The sequence below is a fragment of the Streptomyces sp. HUAS MS02 genome, from assembly GCF_055702265.1.
Genome location: NZ_CM146747.1, coordinates 4,116,053 through 4,141,684, shown reverse-complemented (window position 1 = coordinate 4,141,684; position 25,632 = coordinate 4,116,053). Strand labels below are relative to the sequence as shown.

Annotated in this window: 17 protein-coding genes; 9 read left to right on the top strand and 8 right to left on the bottom strand. The window is 64.0% G+C overall.

Translation table 11 applies throughout. The annotated features are described in order from the left end of the window. Positions 1–434 precede the first annotated feature (434 nt). A complete protein-coding gene (locus ACZ9QC_RS17755) occupies positions 435–1,871 on the top strand; it encodes a DNA phosphorothioation-associated putative methyltransferase (protein WP_472921002.1) in 1,437 nt (478 codons plus the stop codon). 4 nt (positions 1,872–1,875) lie between these two features. Here ACZ9QC_RS17755 and dndA read toward each other — a convergent pair whose 3' ends face one another. Then, a complete protein-coding gene (gene dndA, locus ACZ9QC_RS17750) occupies positions 1,876–3,018 on the bottom strand; it encodes a cysteine desulfurase DndA (protein WP_472921001.1) in 1,143 nt (380 codons plus the stop codon). An 83-nt stretch (positions 3,019–3,101) separates the two neighbouring features. Between dndA and dndB the strand changes: the two genes are divergently transcribed. Genes dndB through dndE form a run of 4 tightly spaced genes read left to right on the top strand, consistent with a single transcriptional unit; the run spans position 3,102 to position 8,088 of the window. Beyond that, positions 3,102–4,232: a DNA sulfur modification protein DndB gene (dndB, locus tag ACZ9QC_RS17745; RefSeq protein ID WP_472921000.1), complete on the top strand. Its 1,131-nt coding sequence runs from the start codon at positions 3,102–3,104 to the stop codon at positions 4,230–4,232. Then, a complete protein-coding gene (gene dndC, locus ACZ9QC_RS17740) occupies positions 4,229–5,740 on the top strand; it encodes a DNA phosphorothioation system sulfurtransferase DndC (RefSeq protein WP_472920999.1) in 1,512 nt (503 codons plus the stop codon). The genes dndB and dndC overlap by 4 nt, the downstream gene beginning before the upstream one ends. Then, complete coding sequence (dndD, locus tag ACZ9QC_RS17735) at positions 5,727–7,721, top strand: DNA sulfur modification protein DndD (protein ID WP_472920998.1); 1,995 nt, start codon at positions 5,727–5,729, stop codon at positions 7,719–7,721. The genes dndC and dndD overlap by 14 nt, the downstream gene beginning before the upstream one ends. Beyond that, positions 7,711–8,088, top strand: coding sequence for a DNA sulfur modification protein DndE (gene dndE, locus ACZ9QC_RS17730; protein WP_472920997.1), 378 nt, complete (start codon positions 7,711–7,713; stop codon positions 8,086–8,088). The genes dndD and dndE overlap by 11 nt, the downstream gene beginning before the upstream one ends. Before the next feature lie 78 nt (positions 8,089–8,166). Here dndE and ACZ9QC_RS17725 read toward each other — a convergent pair whose 3' ends face one another. From ACZ9QC_RS17725 to ACZ9QC_RS17715, 3 genes are all read right to left on the bottom strand, one after another. Further along, positions 8,167–9,906 (bottom strand): ATP-binding protein, encoded by a 1,740-nt coding sequence (locus tag ACZ9QC_RS17725; protein WP_472920996.1) that lies wholly within the window; start codon positions 9,904–9,906, stop codon positions 8,167–8,169. 14 nt (positions 9,907–9,920) lie between these two features. After that, positions 9,921–10,124 (bottom strand): hypothetical protein, encoded by a 204-nt coding sequence (locus ACZ9QC_RS17720; protein WP_472920995.1) that lies wholly within the window; start codon positions 10,122–10,124, stop codon positions 9,921–9,923. Positions 10,125–10,360: 236 nt separating this feature from the next. Further along, entirely contained in the window at positions 10,361–10,894 is a 534-nt protein-coding gene (locus tag ACZ9QC_RS17715) for a hypothetical protein (protein WP_472920994.1), read from the bottom strand. A gap of 645 nt (positions 10,895–11,539) precedes the next feature. Between ACZ9QC_RS17715 and ACZ9QC_RS17710 the strand changes: the two genes are divergently transcribed. The 4 genes from ACZ9QC_RS17710 to ACZ9QC_RS17695 all read left to right on the top strand — a co-directional run bounded on the left by ACZ9QC_RS17710 (position 11,540) and on the right by ACZ9QC_RS17695 (position 16,603). Next, positions 11,540–12,916: an IS1380 family transposase gene (locus ACZ9QC_RS17710; protein ID WP_472920993.1), complete on the top strand. Its 1,377-nt coding sequence runs from the start codon at positions 11,540–11,542 to the stop codon at positions 12,914–12,916. A 296-nt stretch (positions 12,917–13,212) separates the two neighbouring features. Beyond that, positions 13,213–13,986, top strand: coding sequence for a GIY-YIG nuclease family protein (locus tag ACZ9QC_RS17705; protein ID WP_472920992.1), 774 nt, complete (start codon positions 13,213–13,215; stop codon positions 13,984–13,986). Positions 13,987–14,084: 98 nt separating this feature from the next. Further along, positions 14,085–16,247: a ParB N-terminal domain-containing protein gene (locus ACZ9QC_RS17700; protein ID WP_472920991.1), complete on the top strand. Its 2,163-nt coding sequence runs from the start codon at positions 14,085–14,087 to the stop codon at positions 16,245–16,247. A gap of 110 nt (positions 16,248–16,357) precedes the next feature. Continuing rightward, positions 16,358–16,603: a hypothetical protein gene (locus tag ACZ9QC_RS17695; RefSeq protein WP_472920990.1), complete on the top strand. Its 246-nt coding sequence runs from the start codon at positions 16,358–16,360 to the stop codon at positions 16,601–16,603. Between the two features lie 102 nt (positions 16,604–16,705). Here ACZ9QC_RS17695 and ACZ9QC_RS17690 read toward each other — a convergent pair whose 3' ends face one another. The 4 genes from ACZ9QC_RS17690 to ACZ9QC_RS17675 form a co-directional block, all read right to left on the bottom strand. Then, on the bottom strand, positions 16,706–17,386 hold the full coding sequence (locus ACZ9QC_RS17690; RefSeq protein ID WP_472920989.1) for a hypothetical protein: 681 nt from the start codon (positions 17,384–17,386) through the stop codon (positions 16,706–16,708). Positions 17,387–17,424: 38 nt separating this feature from the next. After that, entirely contained in the window at positions 17,425–21,726 is a 4,302-nt protein-coding gene (locus ACZ9QC_RS17685) for a CHAT domain-containing protein (protein ID WP_472920988.1), read from the bottom strand. A gap of 239 nt (positions 21,727–21,965) precedes the next feature. Then, positions 21,966–23,041, bottom strand: a protein-coding gene (locus tag ACZ9QC_RS17680) for an IS630 family transposase (RefSeq protein ID WP_472914640.1) whose coding sequence is annotated in 2 segments (ribosomal slippage) — positions 21,966–22,588 and positions 22,588–23,041 — 1,077 coding nt in all. Because the reading frame shifts where the segments join, the coding sequence is not laid out codon by codon here. A gap of 1,594 nt (positions 23,042–24,635) precedes the next feature. Further along, the gene (locus ACZ9QC_RS17675; protein WP_472920987.1) at positions 24,636–25,466 is read right to left on the bottom strand and encodes a hypothetical protein; all 831 of its coding nucleotides are present in this window, start codon (positions 25,464–25,466) and stop codon (positions 24,636–24,638) included. Positions 25,467–25,632: the final 166 nt, after the last annotated feature.

The following is a 25,632-nucleotide window of genomic DNA, read 5'->3' as shown; positions in this document are numbered from 1 at the left end:
TCGACTCGTAATGCGTAGGTCTCGGGTTCGAATCCCGAAGGCGGCTCTAAAGCAAACCCCAGGTCATGCCTTTGAGCTGGGGTTATTTGCTTTTGTTGACCTTGAAATTCGGGCGAATCGGATACCTGTAGGCTGCGGATCGTCATGCGCAGGTCAACGGTTTGCTTTCTGTGACGAGATTTACGCTCTTAAGTCTCTGAACTGGTCTTTCTCCTCAGGAGTGGGGAGCGAGGGGCCCGTTGCGTGAGCCAAGGGGAACGTACGGGGAACATGGCGTCGGGCAATGTCGTCTTCGGAGGCGTTTCTGCTCCGCGGTGACGAGCGTGAGAATCGCCTCCAGTGCGAGGCAGGAGTTCACCTCATGCGAACGCGCCCTGCCTGCCGGGGCCCACCGCTACTCTCCGGTTGTTACCCAGTTGTGCGAGGGCGTGAGCATGGCGCAGCAGGCATGGAATAGCGACCGTAGGTTGACCGCGATCAGTCGCGCGAGCCTCTCTGTACCGGCCAGACAGGCTGTGATCGACAAACAGGTAGTCCCTGGCCGGACTGTCCTTGACTACGGCTGTGGTCGTGGTGGCGACGTCCGAACCCTTCAGTGCCTTGAATACCAAGCCGTCGGCTGGGACCCGTTCTACCTGCCTGAGGCGAAGTTGGGACCAGCGGATGTTGTCCTTCTGACTTACGTCCTCAACGTCATTGAAGATTCTCAGGAACGCCGAAAGACTTTGCAGGCTGCTTGGAACCTAGCGGGTACCGTGCTGGTTGCTTCGGCACGACTGACCTGGGAGAAGTCGAAGGTCAAGGGCGAGGAGTTCGGCGACGGCGTACTGACTAGCCGCCAGACATTCCAACACCTCTTCGGCGCCAGCGAACTGCGCAACTACGTCGAAGAAGTCACCGGCGTCCGCACCATGTCAGCGGCACCTGGGGTGGTGTACGCGTTCAAGGACGAGACAGCACGGCTGAGTTACCTGGCGCAGCGGATCGTCCCGGATGCGGTTTGGCTCGCTTCCGACGACATCACCTCGGCGATCGCAGCAGTCGTCGACTATGTGGAACGCCGCGGGCGGCTGCCCCGCATGGAGGAAGCACCCCACCCGATGGCCGAACTCCTCGGTCACCTGCGCCCGAACGAATTGCGTCGGCTCGTCCGAGAATCCGTAGACCAGACCAAGGCCGAGGAGGGTGGCAAACGATCGACACTCAACACCTTGCTTTTCCTTGCCGTCGAGCTCTTCAACGGCCGAGGCCCGTTCAGCAGCCTTCCCCTCAGTGTCCAGCTCGACGTCCGGGCCTTCTTCTCCTCCTATAAGGAGGCCTGCAAGCGATCCGACCGACTGCTGCTCAAGCTCCGTGACGACACATACATCCGCGGGGCCATGAACGCATCGACCGTCGGAAAGCTGACCCCGACCGCCCTGTACGTGCATCGCCGCGCCCTGGACCACATGCCGACCGTCCTGCGCCTGTACGAGCACTGCGCCTCGATTGCTGCCGGCCGGCCACCGCAGTGGACGGTGGCGAAGTTGCGCCACCAGGGACGCGCGGTGAGTTGGCTGGACTACCCCGACTTCGACACCGATCCGCATCCGCGGATCCAGTCGTCTTACCAGGTGGACATCACGACGTTAGAGACATCGCACACGTCGTATGCCAACTCCAGCAACCGGCCCCTGCTCCACCGCAAGCACGAGTTCCTCGCCCCCGACGATCCGGATGCCGAGAAGTACAAGCGCCTAACAGCATCCGAGGTGAGAGCGGGCTTGTACGAGAGACCTCATCTCATCGGCACTGAGAGCGGCTGGGAAGCCGAACTCATCCGCTGCCAGCGCGCGTTGCGCGGGCACCGTCTCGTGCGGCGGATGCAGTGAGTGATCATGCAGAGTCAGGCTGCAGACGCGCGATCGTAATAGCCAGTTCCGTCGCGTCCAGATCCGTCGCCTGGCTCGGGAACCACGACAGGCGAAGCCCATTCGAAGCCACCTCTTCAGGCAGGCCCATGGCAGTCAGGACATGACTAGGGGTGTACGAGGCACTGGTGCACGCGGAACCGGTGGCAACGGCCACCTGGTCCTTGAGCATCACGATGAGTGCCTCGGCGTCGACGCCGTCGAACGTCAGGTTCACGATGTGGGGGACCGTGTGTTCCTGGTCTCCGTTGATCTGGAATCGGGTCTTCGAGAGCGCGTCCAGGAGACGCGTGCGGAACGTCGCCGCGTCGTGGCTCCAACGGGCGTGTTCCTTGTGGAAGATCTTCGCCGCTTCCGCCAAGCCCATGATCAATGGGACCGGCAGGGTCCCGGGCCGCAGGCCGCGTTCTTGACCCCCGCCGAACATGATCGGCTTCAGGGGCAGGGTGTCCCAGCCGCGGTGGCGGGCCACGAGCATACCGATCCCCTTCGGCCCGCCGATCTTGTGACCGCTGACACTGATCAGGTCAATCGGGGCAGCGAGGTCCTGCGTCAGCTTCCCGTAGCCCTGCGCGGCATCCACGTGCATGAAGGTCGGACTCTCCCGCAGCTTATGAGCGAGATCAGCGACGGGCTGCACAACCCCCGTCTCGTTGTTGACGTGCATCAGTGACACCAGGAGTGTGTCCGGGCGCAACCGCTCCATCACGGCCTCGACGGTGACGCGTCCAGACGGACCAGGCTCGATGAAGTCGACCTCGAAACCACGGGACTGGAGGTGCTCTAGAGGCTCGATGACTGCTTTGTGTTCGATGGCAGAGGTGATGATGTGGCGCCGGCCACTTTCTTCCCCGTGCTGGGCAAGTCCGAGTAGGGCGATGTTGTTGCTCTCGGTGGCGCCGCTCGTGAAGATCACCTCGTCTACCTCGGCGTTGAACGTGCCCGCAAGGTACTGGCGCGCCTGTTGCACAGCGCGCTTGGCTCGGGATCCGTATTCGTGCGTGCGGCTGCCGGCGTTACCGAAGTCTTCGGTCATCCAGTGCAGGACGACCTCGGCCACGCGCGGGTCCACGCGCGTGGTTGCTGCTGCATCCAGGTACGTCACCACTAGCCCCACCACACCTCTGTGCGTTATTCCTGCATGGTCTGTACGTCTAATCTCTCACGTACAAGTACGATACCGTTGCGTAGGTGGGATCATCGTCGCCTTCGCAACTCGCTGACACCGCCACGTCCTCGGGGTTCGACTACATCTTTCCAGCCATCCGAGGCGTCCAGGCGGGGCGCGAGTTTTACGTATCCATGTGTCCGCTTCGTCTCATTCCGAAGATCTTCCTGTTCGATGAGGATGAGCTGGCACCCGAAGTCCGTGCGCAACGGGTGCTGAACAAGGGGAGACTCCCAGCCCTTACTCGGTACATCGTGGACAATCCGGACGACTATGTCTTTAGTGCGCTAACAGCGTCGGTGGACGGCGAGATGCACTTCGAAGGCATCTCGGACTCCGGCGTCGGCATGAGGGCCGGCCAGATCCGCATCCCCATGGCCGCTCGCTTCCTTATCAACGACGGGCAGCACCGCCGAGCCGCGATCGAAATGGCGCTGAAGGAGAACCCGGATCTCGGCGAGGAAACCATCGCGGTCGTCTTCTTCCACGATTCGGGGCTCGCGCGCTGCCAGCAGATGTTCGCCGATCTTAACCGTCATGCCGTTCGTCCCGCTCGGTCAATCGGCGTGCTGTACGACCATCGAGATGATCTGGCTATCATCGCCCGGCTCCTGGCCATGAAGTGCCCCGTGTTCAAAGGCCATGTGGAGATGGAGAGCAGCACCCTCTCCCAGCGGTCCCGCAAGCTCTTCACGCTCAGCTCCGTCTACTACGCGACCCAGTCCCTTCTACAGGGACTGGAGGTTAAGAAGGAGAAGGCTCAGGAGCTTGCTGAGCAGTACTGGGAGGCCGTGGACGAAGCCATCCCAGAGTGGGATCTTGTACGCCGCCGAGAGTTGCAGGCCTCCGAGGTGCGTCGCGACTACATCCACAGCCACGGCATTGCTCTCCACGCTATCGGCCGAATCGGCAACACCCTTCTGCGAAGCTCGGATGCTCCCAAGGTGTGGAAGCCAAAGCTGGTTCGATTGCAGTCGGTGGACTGGAGCCGTACCAACTCCGACTGGGAAGGACGCGCACTCGTCGGCGGTCGCGTCTCGAAGAGCCACCAGAACCTGACCCTGACCGTGAACTATCTCCGTCAGCACATGAAGCTTCGGCTGAGCCCCGAAGAGCAGCGTGTAGAAGACGCCTACCTGCGAGGAGACGCATGAGCACCCCGACACGGACTGCGCCTTTCCAGGGGCGGTCCCTCTCCGAAGTCGTGAACGAGCTGACGGACGAGGTTCGCGAGCTCTACACCGCGGATGAGGTGCCCTGGGTCATCGGATACAGCGGAGGCAAAGACTCCACCGCCGTCCTCCAGCTCGTCTGGCTCGCCCTGAAGGACCTGCCAGTCGAGCAGCGCACGAAGCCTGTGCACGTCATCAGCACGGACACTTTGGTCGAGAACCCGGTGGTTGCGGCTTGGGTCAGCCAGTCGCTCGAAACGATGCGTAAGGCTGCCGACGAGCAGGGACTCCCGATCGAACCGCACCGGCTCATCCCGAAGGTCGAGGACACCTTCTGGGTGAATTTGATCGGTCGTGGCTACCCGGCTCCCCGCCCTAAGTTCCGTTGGTGCACGGAGCGAATGAAGATCAAGCCGTCCAACAGGTTCATCCGAAGCGTGGTCCGCCGGCACGGTGAAGCGATCCTCGTACTGGGCATCCGCAAGGCAGAGAGCCAGGCGCGTGCTCGCGCTATGACCAAGCACGAAAAGGGCCGCGTGCGGGATCGCCTCTCGCCCAACGGCAACCTGCCCAACTCGCTTGTCTACAGCCCCGTCGAGGCATGGACCAACGACGAGGTCTGGATGTTCCTCATGCAGCAGTCCAACCCGTGGGGGCACAAGAACAAGGACCTGCTCACCATGTACCAGGGCGCTTCCAGCGACTCAGAATGCCCCCTGGTCGTGGACGACACCACGCCATCGTGCGGTGACAGCCGCTTCGGCTGCTGGACCTGCACCCTGGTGGATCAGGACAAGTCGATGACTGCCATGATCCAGAACGACGGAGAGAAGAAGTGGATGCGACCGCTCCTTGACCTCCGTAACGAGCTCGACGATGTCTCGAAGGAAAAGGACACCCGCGACTTCCGGCGCATGAACGGTCGCGTCGACCTCTTCAACGATCGTGTCATCCCTGGCCCGTACACCCAGGCCGCGCGCGAAGAGTGGCTGCGGAAGCTGCTCAAGGCTCAGGCCCACGTGCGAAAGAACGCTCCGGACGACATGAGCAACATCGAGCTGATCACGATGGAAGAGCTCCATGAGATCCGCCGCCTCTGGGTCTTCGAGAAGCACGAGGTCGAAGACTCGCTGCCGGGCATCTACGAGGCAGCCACAGGCGAGGCGTTCCCTGGGCCATCACTGGATGAACAACTCGTCATCCGTGCTGACGAAGTTGGTCTCCTGCGGGAAGTCTGTGGAGACGACGAGATCCACTTCAATATGATCCGTGAACTGTTGGCCGTTGAACGCCAGTTCCGAACCAAAACTCGCCGCAAGGGTCTATTCGAGTCTCTAGAAAAGGTTATCCAGAAGGGATTTTATGAGAACGCGGACGACGCACTCGACTTCGCCAAGCGGAAGAAAGAGCTTCGCGAAAATGGCACCTTGAACGACGACGAGCCTCAGGCTCTGACGCTGGACGAAAAGACGACCGATGCTCCTGCATAACATCACCCTGCATGACTTTGGCGCGTACCAAGGTGAGCAGCAGCTCGATCTGCGCACACGGCCAGGACGGCCAATCGTCCTGATCGGTGGTTTGAACGGCTGCGGCAAGACCACCCTTCTCGACGCTATCCAGCTGGTTCTCTACGGACCCAAGACGGACTACAGCGGTCGAGGCGCCCGCGGCTACCTCGACTACCTCGAGCAGTGCATCAACCGCAAGGCGGATCAACGCTCAGGCGCTTCCATCACGCTGGAGTTCTCCATCAATGTGGAGGGCGAAGAGCGCCACTACAAGGTGGTCAGAAACTGGTACTTCACCGGAACCAAGACGCTGAAAGAATTCCTCACTGTCATGGTCGACGGAGAGTTCAGCCGCGCGGTAACGGAGAGTTGGCCAGACCACGTTGAGACCATCCTTCCCATTGATGTTGCCTCTCTGTTCTTCTTCGACGGTGAGCGAGTAGAGCAACTCGCTGATCCAGAGCGAGCGGCCAAGGTCATTGAGTCTGCAGTCCAGTCACTGATGGGCGTCGGCACCGTGGAACGTCTCCGCAACGACCTCAAGGCCCTCCAGAACCGGCAGCAACTCTCAGGGCAGCAGCAGGAGGTCCTCGACAAGATCTACTCACTGCAACAAGAGCTGGAACACGCCACCCAAGTCGCCGCGGACAGCAAACAGACGCTGTCGGGCTTTACCTCCCACCTCGACGTGTGCAGGAACGACCTGGCCAAAGTCGAGGCCACCTTCGAGCGGGCCGGTGGTAAGGCCTTCGAGCAGAGCAAGGAACTGGAAGCTGAACGCGAACGCATCAGTGAACTAGCGAAGTCTACGAACAAAGCTCTGGTTGCCATGGCCGAAGGGCCCCTACCTCTCCTGCTCCTCAAGAAGCAGCTCGAAGGAGTCAAGGAGCAAGCGCAACTGGAGCAGCAAGCCGACGACGCGTCGCGTGTTGTCGGCGTACTGGAGGAGCGAGACGAGTGGCTCATGCAGCAGCTCGCTGACGCACTGCCAGCGGCTGCTCGCACGGCACTGAAGAAGAAGCTGACGAGTGATCGACGCAAGCGCGAAGCGACAGCCAACCTCGAGCAGTCTATGGGCCTTCCACACGATGCCCTGATGCAGCTGTCGGCACTTGACCAGGCTCTGAGCAGCGATTCGGAGCGCACTCTCGCCCTGCTGCAAGAAGCTGCCGACATTGCTGAGCGGCTGGAATCGGCAGACCAGCAGCTCGGGGCTGTACCCGAAGAGAGCCTCATCGCGGACCTTGTGGCCAAGCGCAATGCGGCGATGGAGAAGGTTGCTGTCGCGCAAGCCCAAGTGCAGCGTGGTGAATCCCTCTATGCAGAGGCAACCGCCCGCAAGACGCGCCTCGCCGCAGAGTTGAAGCGAACTCAGCGAGATCGCAGAGAAGTTGAGTGGCAGTCAGAGGTACTCAAGCGAGTTGCCAACTACTCCGACAAGGCACGCCACACGCTGGAGAAGTTCCGCGCCGCACTCATGGCCCGGCACATCAAGAGCGTGGAAGTCGCGGTGCTCGAGAGCTTCAACAAGCTCATGCGCAAACAGGGCCTCATCCGCGACATCCAGATCGACACGGACAAGTTCACACTCCAGCTGACCGACGCCGAGGGCGGGCCCGTTGACCCCGGACGGCTGAGCGCCGGCGAACGGCAACTCCTGGCGGTCTCTCTCCTGTGGGGCCTCGCCAAGTCGGCAGGTAACCGACTGCCGAGCATCATCGATACCCCACTCGGCCGACTGGACAGCCGCCACCGCCAGCATCTCGTCGACCGCTACTTCCCCGAGGCCGGCCGCCAGGTCCTGCTCCTGTCCACGGACGAGGAGATCGACGAGAACCTGCTTGGGCGCCTGAAGCCGTACCTCGCCCACACCTACACCCTCGTTCACGACGACAAGACCTTCACCACCACCGTTGAACCCGGTTACTGGTGGACCGCAGGAGCAGCGCATGTCGCTTGAGACAATCCGCCTCTCGCAAACGGCGAGAGATCAACTCGTCTGGCTCAAGCGCAATACAGGGATCGCTCATTGGAACGTTCTCTGCCGTTGGGCGCTTGTGCTCTCCCTGCAAGATGATTCGACCCCGCTCGTCAAGGAGATCGTCACCGACTCCAACGTGGAGATGAGCTGGCGGACCTTCGCAGGCTCCTACGGTGATATCTACCTCGCGCTGCTCAAGCAGCGGTGCATCGCCGACGGCGAAGAACCGAGCGACGAAGCCGTGTCCCGGACCCTCATCGTCCACATCCACCGCGGCGTGGGCTACCTTCATGGTCGGAGGGAACTCAAGAGCATCAGCGACTTCGTCAAGTTGGCTGTGGCCTGATCTGCAAGATGCCTCGGTGGAGGCGCCGTTGCCCGTCTCCACCAAGGTATCTGCATCTGCCAGGCGACTACCTGATGCTCACAGAACATCCTTGATCTTGTTGAGGTAGAGCTCGGCGAAGCCGCCCCACTGCTTCCTCAGCTGTCCGTACTGATCGTTCGGGGTGTCGTGCATCGACTCAGCCTTGGCGTATGCCACGAGCAGCAGCGTGATCGCTTCGATTGCGCGCCGAGCAGTTGACTGCAGGGACGGCGCGCTCGACGCGGTGGCGTCCTTGGACAGTGCGTGGAGGGGCTCGTACATCTCCCGGTAGAAGGCGTGCCGCTGGTTCAGCCGGATGATCGTCTGATCCCCGAGGTGGGTGAGTTCAATGAGTTGGTCGCCGGGGAAGCTGACGGTCTCGATTACAAACGGCAGGTCCTTGATCTCCTGAACGTACGCCGCCTTCTCCTCCTCAGTGGAACTCCGCCCCGCGTCCTGGGCTAGGTCGGCGTATTCCCTCTCGCGCTCGGCGGGTGTCGGTACGGCCTTGACCCGGCCCTTGGGCATCGTGCGATCTGCCTCCTTCACCGCCTTGGCGAGGGGGGCATGCTCGCCGGACTTCACTGCCTCCTTTCGGTCGTCTTCACCCCACACACGCTGGAGCTCTTCGCGGGCCTTGGGGATGACGGTGCGGGCCAAGTCTCGTAGAGTCCTGCGGAGTTCGTCCGCGGGTACCGCTCCGCGCTTCACGTTGCGGACACCCATCAGACGGTCGAGTTCGGGGGTGAAGTACACCTCGAATCCGATGAACCTGTCCGGCGTCAGGATCCCGTCGGGGAATAGGCGAGCGACCGGGGTGTAGCTGATCTCGCGGTCCAGCCGCATAAAGCTGATCGCGCCCTCGTTTTCAGGCAAGCGCAGCTTCTTGGCCAGGGCGTCACCACCCAGCCCCTTGGCCCGCAGTACCTCGCGCGGGGCAAGAGTGATGACGACCCGGACCTTGTGCGTGGTGCCCTGAACCGGCACTTCATCGTTGAAGAAGACTTGGCCGGGGAAGTGGGTTTCCTCCGCGCCGACGTTCCGCGGGGTACCTCCGCTGCGGGCAGCTTCCTCGGTCAGGACTTGGTCCACCCAGGTGCCCTTGCGAAGGAAGGTCGGGTCATGCGGTACGAGGTCCGTGTGGTCGACCGTGATCTTGATGCCTCCGCAGAGGAAGTCGCGGAAGATCCTGGACAGTTCCTTGGTCATCTCGTTGCGGATGTGGTCCGGGGTGCTTCGACCGTGTCCGTCGGAAACCCGGTCGATCTTCGACCACAGAACGAGCGTGCCCGTGCCTTCCGGGAAGTACGGGACCAGATGGGCGGGCAAGGGTTCATCGTCCGGCGGGTTGATGCCGATCTTCTCGCCTCGCTTCTCTGCCTCGATGGCGTCGTCGAGATCGAACTTCACGTGCCTGATCGCGTCGCTGCCCGCTACCCGCGACCATGCTTCGATGCAGGTACCTACGCTGAGGCCGGCGAGTTTGGCTCCGACGCCGAACTTGCCGATGGTCTTGTCGGACATGAAGCGCGTCGAGAAGCCGAGTTGCAGGTAGTGGTGAAGGGTCTTGTCATCCATGCCCTCGCCGTCGTCGATGAAGGAGATCTGGCTGATCGCCTTCTTGCGGCCCTTCATGAACTCTTCGGTCAGAATCTGGATGTGGTTCGCGCGTGCTTCGATGCTGTTGTCGATCACTTCACCCACGGCGGAGGGGAAGTTGTGGCCGGACTCACGGAGGCTGAGGAGTGCCTGTCCGGAGAGGACGACCGGAATGGCGCCCTCGACGATGTCGTTCATGTTGATCTCCTGGTCTACGGGGTGCGGGAGGCGGGAAGGGCCCGGCGCAGCGCGCGCTCGATTTCGGTCTCGGGGCAGAAGGGGCAGCTGCGGCCCGTTCCTGTGGGGCTTGCGGGATGGATCTGGTTCGCGATCGGGGTGTTCGTCGAGAGGTACCGGTGGTACCAGGCGGACTCGATGGCGTAGGCCTGGTGGCGGTTGGAGGTCGGTGCAGCCACGAAGTACGTTGCACGGTCGCGGAGTGGATGACGGGTGAGCCGACGGCGGAGGCAGGTGTCCGAGCGACCGACGTACAGGGGCGTGGGCTGCTGCTCGTGGCGCAGAAGGAGGTATGCGCCGATCGTTCCTGCGGGGATCTGCATGTTCACGACGCCCCGGGTGAACCGGAGGGCGACACTTCCGTTGCCCTCATACGGCTCACCAAGACGTACTGAGAGCCCCCGGGGGAGCGCGGTCACGCCGTGACGCTGATTAGCGTTTTCGCGTGTTCGCGCAGTGCACGCCGGGTTCGCTCCACTGTGGCCACGGACATTCCCGTCTGCTTGGCGGAGTCAGCGACGGTCAACATGTCGAGCATGCCCTGGAGGCAATCGGGGCCATGGGCCCCGAGCGTAGAGGCAAAGGCCCCCAGCTCCTGCAGCATTTCGGCGGCGATGGCCCGTGCCTCAGGGGTGTCGTGGGTAACCATCTCAGCCGCCAGCGCGCCGTCTGCAGCGGTGGTGCACACGCGGCGACTGGCAGCGTCAGGAAGAGGCCGGCAGGCGGCATTCTGACGGGCAGTGGCCTGCGAGCGGCGGATGGTGCGACGTGCGTCCCTGATCACGTTCCTGCACAGGAGATCAGGGCTCTCGGCTGCACGCTTGTGGCCGAGAGTGAGGTTCAGCGCGGTCTCGAGTACGTCGAGGAACTCACCGTCCCACGCCCGCCGCTTCTGCTTGCTGTACAAACGGCACATCGTCTCGACGTGCACGTCGGTGAACTGGAGCATCAAAGCCCCTCCCCGGGTGCCCGGCTGCTGTAAGCCGGACCCACTCAGTTGTGACCCGCTCGCCCTTTGGCCGTCGTCGCCATTCGGTCGACTTCGGCATGAGCAGGTGGTGAAACTGTAGTGCTCGCCACCGACAGCCGGTGGCAGAACGCTCACATCTCATAGGGGACAGCTTCAGTCGAGAACCCCTCACGGCGGCGCGCATCAACTGGTCGCGAGGGGGGATGACTTGGAGCCATCCAGGAGGATGCACGTGGCGGCGGCCCGCCCGTGCATGTGTCCCCGACGGTGCTGACTCTGCATACGGAACAACCTTGGCTCCGTTCCCTTCATCGCCTTCCCTCACGTCTCTGCCGTTGGAGAGACTGGTGACGGGCTACGGCGTGAGGGGATCTGGGTGCGGACGGTCCCCTTTGTCGTGTGGCATCCAACCCAGCTGGTTGTCACTCGCCCATGTTCTGCAAGGAGTTGGGCAGCGGACCACGTCTCGTCTTCGCTTCTGGTGCACTGCTACCACTCCTAACCTCGGGCTTTCACGAGGTGAGCTGTCCAGGAGTTGATCAGAAACACGGAAAGTGCCCTTGACCTGCAACGATGGGACTTGCTGAGGGTCCTGTTGGCTGCAAGGAAAAGAGCACTTTCCAGGTGAGAGAGCCTATCTCGTCGTACCCGCGTGTCCGTGTCCAGGGAGACGGTCGGCGGGTGGCCTCGCAGGCTGGCGCGGTCCTGCTGCTGGAGACGGTCCGCAAGATCGGCCTTGACCAGGCTATATCCACAGCCCTGGCGTCCTGGCGCAAGCCGCGGGCCGTCCACGATCCTGGGAAGATCCTTCTGGACCTTGCGCTGGCGGTCGCGCTGGGCGGGGACTGCCTCGCGGACGTCGCGATGCTGAGGTGTGAGCCGGCTGTCTTCGGTCCGGTCGCTTCCGACCCGACGGTCTCCCGCCTGATCGACCCCCTCGCCGGCTCCGAGGAGAAAGCCCTGCAGGCCATCCGGTTCGCACGGGCCGAAGTCCGCAGCCGGGCCTGGTCGTTGGCGGGCAAGAACGCCCCGGACGCAGATGGACGGGTCACGGTCGACATCGACGGCGTCCTCGTGATCGCGCACTCCGACAAGGAGGATGCGGCCGCGACCTGGAAGAAGACCTACGGCCATCACCCCCTGACGGCCTTCGTCGACCACGGCCCGGGCGGAACCGGAGAGCCGGTCGCCGCTCTCCTCAGACCGGGTAACGCGGGCTCGAACACGGCCGCCGACCACATCACCACCGCCCAACGAGCCCTGGCTCAACTGCCGAAGAAGTACCGGCGAGGACGGCGGACGCTGATCCGCACGGACTCCGCCGGCGGCACCCACGACTTCGTGTCCTGGCTCGCGAAGCGAGGCCGATGGCTGTCCTACTCGGTCGGCATGGTGATCACCGAGGCGATCCACCAGCACGTGCTGAAGATCCCCGGCCCGGCATGGACGCCGGCCGTCGAGGCCGACGGCCAGGTCCGCGACGGAGCCTGGGTCGCCGAGCTCACGGGCAAGCTGCTGGAGGGCTGGCCCAGCGGCATGCGGCTGATCGTCCGCAAGGAACGACCCCACCCCGGCGCACAGTTGAGAATCACGGACGCGGACGGCATGCGGATCACCTGCTTCGCTACCAATACGACCGGTCGGCCGATCGCCGAGCTCGAGCTCCGTCACCGTCTGCGGGCCCGGGCGGAGGACCGGATCCGGGCCGCCCGGTCCACCGGCCTGCGCAACCTGCCCCTGCACCACACCGCGCAGAACAAGGTCTGGCTGGAGATCGTTCAGATCGCACTCGACCTGCTGGCCTGGATGCCCATGCTCGCCCTGACCGGCAAAGCCCGACTCTGGGAACCCCGTCGCCTGCGGCTCCGCCTGTTCTCCGCGGCCGGACAGCTCGTCACCACCGGCCGACGCCGCGTCCTCCGCCTCGCCCACCACTGGCCCTGGGCCCACGACATCACCGACGCCCTCGAACGGCTCGCACTCCTGCCGAACCCCGGATGACCGGCGGACTCACCCGTCCCTGCGAGAAGTGGATCCAGCCCGGAGCAGTGGAACCCGGCGTCCACCCGAGACGACACCCGGGCCCTCAGCCTGCCCGCCCTCCACCGCCGACAACGAAATGGGCCGCCGACTTCGTCGGCGGCCCATCACGAAAGTTCGAGGCTAAGGGACGGCGTGCCTCTGTCAGCCCTGACGCGTCCCGGGAGACAAGGTACGGCTCCGAACGGCCGTTGATCGGCATACCCTGATCACGGTCCGCCGCTTCTTGGCTACCAAGGCAGAGCAACAGACAGCACATGACGGGATCGATCTTGGGTGGTTTGGAGGACGCCGACGTCGGCGCTGAGGATCACGCGGCGTCGAGATTCGGCATGCTTGAAGTCGAACAGGCGCCCGAATCCCCGGGTATCTATGCCTGGTATGTGACGTTCCAGGCGAGTGCTCAGGACTGGGAGACGAAGCCCGTCAACGGCCAGGACGCCTCCATCGACGGCTTCCTTGGGCTGCTCCGAGAGTACGCCAGTTACTACGAGCCGCTCCCCATAACGCTGCACGGATCTGCGCCTTATGGAGGGCGGTGGGACGGGGCCCTTGAGCTTGACCACGGAGTAAACCGACGTGAGGGTCCATCGCAGGGCGAAGGCAATGATCGGGAGAGGGAACGACGGGAGCGGGATCGAGAGGCGCTGGACAACACCATCAGCTCACAAACTGGACGCCGCTTGCTCGCACAGTTCCTTGGTCGCGCAACACCAGTGTTCTCGTCACCCCTCTACATCGGTGTCGCTGAAAATCTCAACGAGCGCCTCCAGCAGCATCGCAACAATTACAGTCGGGCCATGGATTGGCTTCGAGGAAATCCCAATGATATAGACAGGCTAAAAAGAGACGCCAAGAATTTCGGACAGCGCGCGGCCGCACGCGGGATCGCTATGGAGAATCTCGAGGCCTGGGTAATTGACTTGAAGGCACTAGAGTCCGATACTCCCATCAACGTTTTGCGTGAGAGCGCCCAATCGGCAGAATGGCTGCTCCACCGTCTATTTGCGCCAATTCTGGGAAGGCAGTGACTGTATTGTTTCGCTCCACCGTCAAGAGTACGTTTCGCGACTACGTACAGGGCACTTGGGGTACATTCAGCACCCCCGCCGGGCGCGTTGAGTACATCATGACCAAGGCCCGTTTGGGCGAGGAGTCACCGGCGCCCGAGCGGCTCTTGACGCAGCACCTGTCACCTGTCCGAGAGGTAATGGATGCTGATGTTCTCGACTTCAATCAGCTTCTTCAGCGCGACCTCGATGACCACCGTGTGGCCACGGGGCTGATCCCCTACCTGCTTAAGAACCGAGCAACGGGGCCGGCATTCTTCCCTCCGATCATGGCTGTTCTCCTGCCCTTCAAGGAGGGAGTGCCCTCGCGCTTTCCCGTGTTCGGGGAGGCCGAGGCGGTCGAGGATCAGGACCTTCCCTGGAAGCAGGTGCAGGCAGGCGACGCCTTCGCAGTGCGACGCCTCGTCGATGAGCAGGGTGACTATCACCCCGTGAACCTCGCGCAGCTGCGCTGGAACGAGCACGCATCCAGGCTGGTCGTCCTGGACGGTCAGCATCGAGCCATGGCGCTGTTGGCCATCGATCGCACCATGTCGCACAAGTGGCGGGGAAGCCGAGGCGAGAAGTTCCGTGACTTCTATGAGAAGCAGGTTCAAAGATATCTCGCAGACGAAGCCATCGCATCGAACGTGGACTTGTCCAACGTAGAGGTCCCCGTCACTGTCTGCTGGTTCCCTGACCGCGTCGGTGAAACGGGCCACGCCCACGAAGCAGCGCGCACGTTGTTCGTGGACGTAAACAAGGAAGCCAAGGCTCCCAGTGAGTCACGGATCATCCTGCTCTCAGATGCCGAGCTGGTCAACGTCCTCACTCGCAGCATGCTTAGCGATCTGAGGCGCCCCGACAATGACGACTTCATTCCATTGTACGCAGTGGAATACGACAATCCTGACATCAACACAACGCGCCCGGCTCGCTGGTCAGTTATGACCAACATTCATCTGCTTAAGGAGGCAGTGAACCGTTGCGTCTTCGGCCCTCCGAAGTACTTGAGGGACGTAACAAAAAAGATCAGCAGCCGCGAAGGGAAGCCGGAGCGCGACGCCTTCATGCGGCAGCAGCTTGAAGTAGGAAAGCTGTTTAAGGCTGAGGTACAGGATGAGGGCTTCACCTATCGCCGGGATGCCATCGGCAACGAGAACTTCCCCCTCGGGAAAGCTGACATCCTGAGTGCTCGCTTCTCTGAGACCTGGGGACGATCCATCCTCACTCTGCTATCGAAGGTAGAGCCATACGCTGCGCACGCTCGCGCCCTCAGGCGCATGGAAGCGGGTTGGACGGGGGTAGAGATCTACGCCTCGCTTGCACGTGATGCATTGTTTGGCGGTGTGGGCGTGTACTGGACGCTGAAGGACAGCTACGAGCATTACAAGGAAGAGTCGCGAAACAAACCTGGAACGAGCCGGCGCAAGCCGGATGATGATGTTCTGCGCGCGTGGGAGGTGATTGAGGAGAAGGAGAGCGACTTCGAGGTGCTGCGGGCTGAAGAGTACCTCGGTTCAACTTCAGACGAGAAGCGCGAGCCTAGCAAGTCTGCATATCTTGTGTTGAACACCCATGCCTGCCAGCTCGGGCTGGCAATGACCTTGGGGTCTCTTTGGGAACTGCGGAAGGCCGAAGTCAAGCGGTGGAAGCTTGACGAGCTTCCGGGCTTCGCTGATGCGCTCGCGCAAGGCTGGAACGCCTTCTTCCTGCACGAAACTGGAAAAGGCAAGGCCCGGGATCGACGGCTCGCGTTCAGCAAGTCGGTGTCAGACCCGATCAATCAAATCCCGAAGCTTGAAACAGCGCGCGCAGTGTACTTCCGGTACTTCTGGCTTCAGGCCCTTGCCAGCCCAGATTCGTGGAAGCACGTGGCCGAGTGGTTCGATGGCCGCGACGGCTTCGAGAAGATGCTCTCAGATGCCCGCAAGATGTACTTGAGCTTCTGCATCGAAGAACGCAAGAAGGCACTCAAGTCCCTTCGGCCAGGTCAGACAGATGACCAGCGGAGGAAAGCAGCTGAAGAACTCGCCACCAAGACGCTCCGTAAGGCACTCGTGAACTGGTTCTTTGTCTCGGAGACGGACTTCAATGACTGGATTTCTGCTGGGGCACTTGCTGACACGGAACAGGACGAGGCGGAAGACAACGGCGACAATGGAGACTCTGCCGAAGATGATGAGATCGAAGGCGACGAATCGCGTCCTCTAAGCTACGAGGACTTGCTTGACGACGAGTAGGCGTGGGGTCAATTCGTCCACTGTGGTTGAGAGACGAAGTGCGCCGGACTCCGCCAGCTTGTCGTAGCGGGTGACTCAACGCTGCGTCTACCTGGCGTCGCAAGCAGCGAATGGTCACCACTCTCCACCAGGTCAAGGCTACAGGCGTTGCCTTGCGCATCGCTGAGGACCTGATCGGCTACCCCATGCTCACGATCACCTGTGCATCCAAGAGGTACAACGTGACTTACCCGGCTGTCAGCAATGCAGTGAAGGAGCTTGTCAGCCTTGGCCGTCTGCGCCAGTACGGCGACGGGAAGTATGACCGGGTGTTCATCAACGGTGAGGCGCTGCGAGTTCTGGTCTGCTGGCAATAGGACAGCCGGCCAGAGCGGGGGTCGGCCACCGAATAGCGAAAGGGCTGTCCGGCCCACGGCTGGACAGCCCCAACAACAAGATTTTCAGGAGCCTTTTAGTGCTCAGGCGAGCCGGACCGCCGTCATCGTGGTGCCGGTACGCGCCAGGAGCGGAATCAGCCTGGGCAGACCTCGGAAGCGAACCTTGGCGCGGACCGTGAACGTCGCCTGTACCTGTACGTCCGCCGAGGCGTCCAGCAGCAGTCGCAGCTCCTTGTTGGTGTGCAGGTAGTCGCCCGCCTTGGGATAGAAGTCCCAGTACGCCTTGCGGAAGCCGATGCCAGACGTCAGGACCAGCGGATAGTAGACCGTGCGCCGTTGGCCGAGCTGGGGCGCCGCAGAGAGGTCCACCGCCGAGGCCGCGATGGAGAAGGACAGGTCAACACCGACGGTCGTCTCCACCTCCAGCGGAAGATCCTCGACCTCGCGAGGTGCCATGTCCGCGATGACGCAGTCCGGGGTGGGGCTGAGGTCGACCATCAGACGTGACCAGGCGAAGGTGCACTCGGGATGGGCGTGCAGAGTGAACAACAGCGGAACGTCGTGACCGCACCGGCCCTCTGCCATGCCCGGGGCGGAAACGCGTCGGCTGGGCGCCCGGGCGATGGCCACCCGGTTCTCACGCTTCAGCAGGCGCAGCGTGGCATCGTCGATCACTTCGGTGGCCGCGCGGTCCGCTTCCTCCTCGTCCACGTCGAAGGCGAGCTCGGCAAGAGGCGCGAACAGGGTTTCGTCGTCCGTCATCCGGTGGGTTCCTTTCCGCGAACGTCAGTTCCTGCCTCTCAGCGCCAGTCCCCGATGAGCTGGAAACCGCCCCATCGGTCCAGCCGCCCCGGTCCGTACGTGTCCCTGGCACTGAGCACTGCGTGACGCAGCGCGTCGCTCTTGCTGCTGCCGCGCCCGATGGCGCCATAGAAGTCGTTCATGATGTTCTTGGTAGCCAGGTCGGGTACCTTCCACAGGCTGACGACCATGGCGTCGGCGCCCGCGAAGAGCAGCGCCCGGATCAGTCCGACCAGTTCCTCCGCGGCGTCCGTCTTGGAGATACCGGTCTCGCAGGCGGAGAGCGTGACCAGGGACAGCGCAGGGGACCTAAGTTTGAGGATCTCTCGTGCGCTGAGCACGCCGTCCGCAAGGACGAGACCGGACCTCAACGGGTCCGCGGCGTCGAAGTGGGCATGCGCGGCGACGTGGAGAATGCCCGCTGCGGTCATGGCTTCGCGTACTGCGGCCCGCGTGGCGTCCTCGCCGAGCAGCGGCACTGCCGCGAAGCGGGCCGCGACAGACACGGCCTCGGCCCGTGCCCCCGGCAGATCTCCGGCCGGGTCTCCGAAGACGGCAGCGGGTATCGAGGGCGATGCGTAGGCCGCCGAGTGCAGGGCTCGTAGGAGGGACGCGCTCGGCAACAGCGCGAGCGGGTTGCGCTCCAGCAGGATCCCGCTACCGGTCCGCAGCCCTCCGAGCGGCACATGGTGCAGGGCACCGGTGGGACAGACGATCAACAGCTCTTCCGGGTCGCACACTGTCGTCAGAAGGTCACCGACGATGGCCATCTCGTGCTGGAACAGATCCTCCGCGTCGACCGCCAGCTCGCGTACCCGTCCGGCCGAGCCGAAGTTCATCCGAATGAACCGCCTGAGCTGTACGACATCGACGGGGCGGGTCTCAATGACAGGCGTGGACTGATCGGCGCGCAACGCGATCACGCCGAGCGTCCCGTTCCCCAAGTGCACGAAGCTGGCCAGCACAGCGCCCCGTTCGCCGTGGTCGAGGAGCATGGACAGGTCCGCCGGATCGGCGGGCTGGGCCTGCCGCACTTCGACATACCCTTCGGCGGCCGGGCTCGTCCTGCGCATCTCCTCCCAGACTCCGTCGAGCTCCTGAACGAGTTCCCGGTACTCGTCCCAGAAGCCGAGCCTCTGGACGCCTCCCGCCCCACGTAGCCGGCGCCGACGGGCCAGCAGCTCCCGCTCCCTGTCCAGCAGGACGGCGGAAACGTCGGACGGAGCGGAGAGTTCGGCGTCGCCCAGTTCGTCGAGGAAGGCGCGAGCTCGCATGGACTCATTGGCCAGCCAGGCCTTCTCGGCGTACGAGCCCGCTTCCGGCCCGCCCTTGGCAGCCAGCCGCACGAGTACCTTGGTCAGCTCGGCGAACGCCTCGATGCGCTGGTTCTGCACCGCGATCCGCTGGCTGTCGTCCACCAGCCCTGCCCGCATCAGGTCCGCCAAACGAGTGGCGAGGGTCAGGAAGCGTGCTGCGGCTGGGTCGTCGCCGGACTCCTGGAACAGACCGCCGAACCGCATAAGCACCGGCCACGCCCGATCCGGGGCGCTGATCCGGTAGGAGGCCCCGCCCGAGGTCGTCCAACCGAATTCGTCGTGGCCGGGATCCGGGAGGCTCGCGTAGATCAGGGCCTGCTCCAAGTGAGCGCGCGCGTCACGCAGGTCGGGGGCCTCTCCGACGTTGCTCGCCAAGCCAGCGAGTTCGGGGCGTTTCCGCAGGACATCCGCGATGCGCATGTGATTGTAGGCAAGACGTTCCGCGTTGCCGGTCCGCTCGTTGAGGAGGCGGGCCCGTTCGAAGCAGGCCAGTGCCACACGCGCTGTACCCAGGCGCAAGTAGCCGCGGCCGAGACCGCTCAGCGCGGTCGTCAGAACACGCGGCACCAGCGGGTCCGGATCGTCGTCCTCGGCAAGGTAGACAGCGTGCTGGTACAGACCCAGCGCACGATCGACCAGACCACTGTCGAGGGCGAAGTCCGCGGCACTGATGAAAGCCTGCACCTCCACCTCGGTCGTGGGCCGGGAGTCGATCAGCTGTTCTGCCGCCGCCCAGTGTCGCTGCGCGGCGGTGTCATCCCCCAACTCGTGGCACACATCGGCCAGTGCGTGGAGAGTGTGGCCCATGACGCTCACCTGGTGAAACAATCGGTCGAACTCAGACTCGCCCACGAGTCCGGCCCGTGCGCGAGCGTCCTCCTCCGCAGTCAGCAGTTCGACGCAGTGCTCGTAGAGGGCGCGGGCCTCGGGAAGCAGCCCCTCCACCACCCGCAGCTCGGCCAGTTCGGAGAGCGCATCCGCCAGCAGACGGTCCCGGCCCAGCTCCAGCCTGCTGTGCTGCGGGCCGAAGCCGGCGGGAAGCGCCTGTGCGAGCGCCACCTGTCGCATCACGCACAACTTCCACCGGGGCAGGTCCCTGTCCTTGCTGTGGTACTGGAAACCAATAGCCGCTACGTCCAGAGCGGCTCGGGCAAGGTCGTCGGGCTCGGCCGCCGCGACCCATTGCGCAAATCGGTCGTCATCTTCAATGAAGTGGACGAAATGGTCGGGTGACTCGTTGCGGCGATGGGCGGCGAGATTGCGATCGCCGTAAGCGACCGCCCCCTTGTTTATGTCCGTCGCGGCTGGCGTTCCGGATTGCTGCGGCGCGGCGGCAGGTTCGGGGGTCGGTCCGTGACCAGAGACCGCTGCTCGGCCGAGAAGCACGTCCCGAAGGGACGGCGTTACGACCTCCCCTGCGCCGGGCGGCTGGAGCTGTTCCGGCGGTTCCTGTTCCCGCACATGGGCGAGCGCATCTCTCGCACCACGATAGTTCGGTGCCATCCTCAGCGCGTTCTCGTAACACGGACGGGCCCGGCGACCGCCATGGCCGCCGAACCAGATCGCGTCGCCGAGGAAGCGGTAGGCCTGCGGTGTCGGCTTCACAGCCAGAGATTCCTCGAAGTACGCCTGGGCAACGTGGTAGGCACCACGGCGGTACCAGGTGTCTCCCAGGTACGTCACCGCTTGCACATGTTCCGGTTGCAGTCGGAGCGTGGCTTCGTACTCGGCCGTGGCCTCGTCGAGACGGCCGCGACGGAAGTGTTCCTCCGCCGCGTCGAAGTGTTCGGCGGCCTGGGCCTCTTCCGGCGTCATCCTGACAACTCCGAGCAGGAACATGACCCGCTCCGCCATCACTGGATCGTCGCGCGTCAGGGAGTTCAGCAGTTCGCCACCCTGCGGGCTGCCCGCCACGATCGCCGCAGTCATGTGGGCAGTGAGCTCCTCGGGCGGCAGCCCTGCGGACAGTTCCTCCCAGATGTGCAGGGTGCCGTCAGTGAAAGTGGCGGCCAAGCTCCGGGGCCGCTCCGGCTCCGGCGGATCAGGCATTCCGGGCAGCCCCTGGTACGGGTCGCTCTCCGGATCCAGCTCCATGATCATGCGACGCCACCGAGCAGACTCCTCAGTATCGCCGAAGAGGTGCTCCATGCCGCACAGGTCAACAAGAACCGACAGGTCGTCCCGTCGTGGCGGGTCTCCTAGCAGTCCGAGCAGCAGTGCCCTTCCCTCGGGCCAGCGGCCCACGTTTCCGTAAGCACGGGCCAGGGCCTCCGCATCCGACAGGTCGCCCGGATCCAGCACGCGAACTTCGGTGAGCAGTTCCGCGGCCTCGGCCCACCGCCGCCTCGCACACAAGGCGTGCGAGAGCCTGCGCAGGCTCGTCGCTGGGGGCTCGGATGCCGGTCGAACGGCATCGGCGGTCCGTGCCAGCTGCGCGGCCACCCGCGGTTCATCGAGAGCGGACGCCGCGAAGAAGTCTAGGAGGGTGGGAGTGTCGCTGTCGGTCTCCGCAGGGACGGAGTCCGACTCGGCGTGTCCTGCGCGTACCTCCACGGCCCACTCGATGACGCTCAGATAAGGGGGCAGCGTCCGTCGCAGCGTGGCTGCTGTGTCGGCGTCGCCGCCCGCCAGCAGACCGAGTCGCTTGCGGACCTCGGAGAAGTCGGCTTCAAACAGGGTGGCCTGACTCACTGTGGCGGACGCGAACGAGGCGATACAGGCAAGGGCTTCCGCGCCCGCCCTGCGGTATTCGAGCGCCGCCAGCTCGTAGGCGCGGCGGGCGTTGCCTGGGGTTGTCAGATGTTCGTCGAGCCCAGCCAGGAAGTGGGCGTGGGCGATTGCCAGGTCGCCGCCTTCGAAACGGGTGCCGTGTCCGTTCGCAACGATCCGCAGCAGTAACTGTCCGGTGCCGTCGAGCCGGACTGCGCCGTCCCAGGCAGCAGTGATCGTGCGCGCTTTCGTGAGCAGCGTGAGCACCGCGGTCACCACACGCTCGTCGGGGGCGAAGACCACTGCGTCTCGCACAGCTCGGGGTTCTGCGGCCCTCAGCTGTAGCAGCCATTCCTCGGTCGAGGGATCAGTGGACACCGACGGCACGGTTATCCGACGGGACCAAGACGATGCCAACGCCCCTACCAGCACGCTCTGCCCCTTCGAGTGGACGAGCTGTCATGGGAAGAAACAGTGTGAGCCTGTCGTATTTCCCCAATCTGAGCTACTGAGGATTAATGCGTGATGTCGTCAGGGCTGATGGCGAGGCCGGTGCCGATGAGGCAGCCGATGATGATGGTGGGCCGGTACTGGATCTGACGTAGGCCCCGGCGGACTGCGTTGACCAGGTGCGTGTAGTCGGCGAAGGCGACGTTGGCCAGGCTGGTGCGCCGCAGGCTGGACCAGATCCCCTCCACGGGGTTGAGGTCCGGTGCGTAGGCCGGCAACTGGAACACCGTGAGCCAGTCCCGGGCCGTGGTCCAGGCGCGCATCGCGCGACTGAGGTGCAGGCCGACGTTGTCCCAGACCAGCACGATCGGTCCGCCGAGCTGAGTGTGGGCGGCGGCGAGCAGGTCCCGTAAGTCCTTCCAGGAGAAGCCCTTGCGGCCGTCGGCCCGCCGGTCACCGGTGTGCCGGAAGACCAACCGCGCCCGCTCGCCAGGCTTGTAGCAGCACAGAGCGGCCACCGACAGGTGGCGTCTGCTGCCGCCGTTGACCCGGATCACCGGGGTGACGCCTTGGCGGGACCAGGTGCGGGCGGTGTGCGGCGTCATCGAGAACCCGGCCTCGTCGGCGAAGACGGTCCAGGCGCCGAGCGCCGCCGCGGTGGTTCCACGGCCGGCCAGGTCTCCTTCACCCACGTCGCGACCGCCTCGTCGTCGCGCTGCACCGCCCTGCGAGCCGGGACCTGGGGCGACCAGCCGTGCCGGTGCAGCAACAGGCACACCCCGGGCCCGGTGTAGCTCTTGTGGAACATCCGCCCGATCAGTGTCCGGATCCGCGCGAGCGTCCAGCGCTCGTCAGGCCAGCCGTGCGCCACCGCCCCCAGCGCCAGCGCCGCCTCCAGCTTCACGAACAACTCGTCGCTGAGCTTGGGCAGGGACGCCGACCCCTTCGAGACCAGGCCCGCCTCACCCCGCTCGGCCCACTCGCGCCGCCAGCGCTGCACCGAGCGCACATGCACCCGCAGCACCTTCGCCACCTCGGCGTTGTCGCTACCGGCCGCGAACATCTCGCCCGCGTCCAGACGGATCCGCTCGCGAAAGGCCCTCCGCTCGGCAGTCAGCCCGCCACCCTGCGCGTACCTCATGACCGTGGTGTACCGCGACGATCACGACCTGTCAGCACCCCACGACATCACGCATTACAAGTCAGTAGTGATATCACACCTAAGAGTGAAATATATCCTGCTGGATGGTAATGGCCCTGCAGGGGGCGGGTCATACCTCGGGAACGGGTAAGCGGCCGGGTGGCCGGTGATCGATGGGATCGCTCGCGGTCGCCTGGCCAGTGTCCTGCGGAGGAGTGGTCCTTGCATTTCGGTAGTCGACGAGCACCTGCGCTAGGCTGCCACTACGTGGCTGACCTGCGACAACGGTCACAGGCTCCATCCCGGGTGCAGGGGATGCGAAGCCCAACTCGCCTCAATGGATGTGTGTAGTTCTAAGGTTCGCAACCCTCGCTTCCGTCTGCGAATCTGCTGCCGACGGCTGCCGACGGCTGCCGCGGCGGCTCCGCGGGGGGTCGTTTAGGGAACCAGGGGGAACGCTGGGGGAACAGAAGGACCGGGAAGGATCGAGAAAGACCTAGCAAGGCCGGTATGCCGCACCCTTTCTGACCTGCAAAAACGCTATAGATCAAGCAGGATCAAGCAAGATCGTCAAGAGGTTCTTTCGACTCGTAATGCGTAGGTCTCGGGTTCGAATCCCGAAGGCGGCTCTGTGATGAACCCCAGGTCGAGCCTTTGACCTGGGGTTTCTTGTTTTGGCTGACCTTGGAATTCGGGCCAATCGGGTACGTGTGGTCTGTGCATCGCAATGCGTAGGTCTGAGGTTCGCAGTCGGTGGCGGTTCTGCTCTGCAGAGCTGTGAGCTGGTCTTTTGCTTCTCGTGGTCACTCGTCTTTGGGCCGGTCGGATTGGCGTGCGCCCAACTGCGTCCATGGTCGGGCGGTCGTCGGCGCCCCTTCGGGGCAGGCTTCCGATCTCGAATATCCGTCACAGCGGATCAAGCCCAGTCGCCCGGGCGGAACGACCCATCTCACGGGCTGGTGAGGGTGGTGAACATGCCGAAGTCGCAGTCGCGAGGGAGGCTGTTCGCCACAGTACTGCGGTGGCGGTGGCGGCGGCGAGGAAGTCAGGGAGCGGTAGGGCGCGGTGGAAGCCCGCACTATGTGTGTGGTGCTGGATCTCCAGCGGGCGGCGAAGACGTTGTCGTCGATGTGCAGGTAGTCGGAGGAATCTTCGGTGGACAGCCGGTGGACAGCTGTGCGTGATGGACAGTCAGGAGTTCTCTCGCCGAGTCCGGGTTCTGGCGTCGGTTGGGCGGTCCGGGTGCTGCGATCAGCGGTCTCGGTCCTGTGCCGTTCCGACGGCCTGAGGCGGAATCGGCGGTCCCACGACGCACATGGGGGAACCGCCTCGGGGTGGCGCTCGGCGCCTTCGCGGGTACAGCCGGCTCATCGCGAAGCGGCTGAACCCTGGTGGTGCGCTCGCGTTCAGCCGTGCCGAGCCCATCGGGGGCTACGAGGGCCCACGGGCGAACGCAGCACCTCGGTGCCTTGCGTTCGATGGTGAGGGCGTCCTCGGGGTTCAGCCCGCTGCCGGTGATGAGCAGGTCCACGTCGTTCAGGTCGCCGAAGCCGGCGAAGTGCTCCTGGCCGTGCCTGGAGGCACGTACGGCAACCTACGGAAGTCCCTCGACCCGGTCCTTGGCCCACCACAGGAACGCGGCGGCGTGCTGCTGGTTGGCGAAGCCCGGGCCGACGAGGTCATTCAGGAGGTCGTTGCTCCAGAGGATGAGCCGGCCGAGGGTCCAGTTCACCGACTCGGGTGCCGGCAGCTCCAGTCCGTAGACCATTCGCGCGATCTCGCGCTTGCCGGCCGCCTCCGTCGTGTACTTGAGGATCGTCAGGAACCGGTCGGGGTGCATCACGCAGAGAACCCTCGTGAGGAGGGCCTCCTTGAAACCGGTCATGGCGAACGGCTTGGTGCCGGACAGCAGGTGTTGGAGCCGGTCTTCGAGCGGCACGTCGTCAGGTTCGTGCAGGAGGTACTCGATCGTCCGGCGGGTCGCCTCCCCGGCCGCGGCATCGCCCATGTCGTTCCACGCGGAGTTGAAGGTGGCCTGATTGCCGGGGCGGGCTCCGACCTCGGAGTTGGCGAAGTCCTTGAGGGCTCTGGGGTCGCACGCCCACAGCCCGCCGGGGGAGAAGATCTGCTGATACTTCGACCAGTAGGCCGCCACCTCGGGGGCGAAGTCCGGTTCGACGGCGAGGTACTGCTCCTTCAGCCGGGCCACGCGCTCCAACTGCTCGGGATCGACGTCCTCGGGCTTCGGGAAACGGGCCTTGAGGTCGCCGAAGGTGCGGAGCGGGTTCCGCTGCGGGGCGGTGGGCTCTGTGTGCTCCCATTCGTAGCCGCACCTGTGCTTCACAACGCGACGTCCGCCGTCGTGCGTGCGGATCACCTCGATGTCCTCGTCGTCGCTGCACAGTGGACACATGACCAACGCCATGGCTACCCCCGTTCCAACAGTGCTCGTGCCCGCCCCGAGCCGATGCTCACGTCCGCCCAACGGGCGCATTCTTGCAATCGGCAAAGGCGGGCGGGATGTGGGGCCATTCAGTGGGGCTGAGGTCGGGGACCTCCTGTCCGTCGGTCCGCTGTCCCGGCTACGGCTC

Coding starts and splice junctions, on each gene's coding strand:
- ACZ9QC_RS17715 (WP_472920994.1), bottom strand. CDS start 10,894: ATGCTCCAGTTCACCGACGTGCACGTCGAGACGATGTGCCGTTTGTAC.
- dndC (WP_472920999.1), top strand. CDS start 4,229: ATGAGCACCCCGACACGGACTGCGCCTTTCCAGGGGCGGTCCCTCTCC.
- ACZ9QC_RS17690 (WP_472920989.1), bottom strand. CDS start 17,386: ATGACGGACGACGAAACCCTGTTCGCGCCTCTTGCCGAGCTCGCCTTC.
- ACZ9QC_RS17705 (WP_472920992.1), top strand. CDS start 13,213: ATGACGGGATCGATCTTGGGTGGTTTGGAGGACGCCGACGTCGGCGCT.
- ACZ9QC_RS17675 (WP_472920987.1), bottom strand. CDS start 25,466: ATGGCGTTGGTCATGTGTCCACTGTGCAGCGACGACGAGGACATCGAG.
- dndD (WP_472920998.1), top strand. CDS start 5,727: ATGCTCCTGCATAACATCACCCTGCATGACTTTGGCGCGTACCAAGGT.
- ACZ9QC_RS17725 (WP_472920996.1), bottom strand. CDS start 9,906: ATGAACGACATCGTCGAGGGCGCCATTCCGGTCGTCCTCTCCGGACAG.
- dndE (WP_472920997.1), top strand. CDS start 7,711: ATGTCGCTTGAGACAATCCGCCTCTCGCAAACGGCGAGAGATCAACTC.
- ACZ9QC_RS17695 (WP_472920990.1), top strand. CDS start 16,358: ATGGTCACCACTCTCCACCAGGTCAAGGCTACAGGCGTTGCCTTGCGC.
- ACZ9QC_RS17700 (WP_472920991.1), top strand. CDS start 14,085: ATGACCAAGGCCCGTTTGGGCGAGGAGTCACCGGCGCCCGAGCGGCTC.
- ACZ9QC_RS17755 (WP_472921002.1), top strand. CDS start 435: ATGGCGCAGCAGGCATGGAATAGCGACCGTAGGTTGACCGCGATCAGT.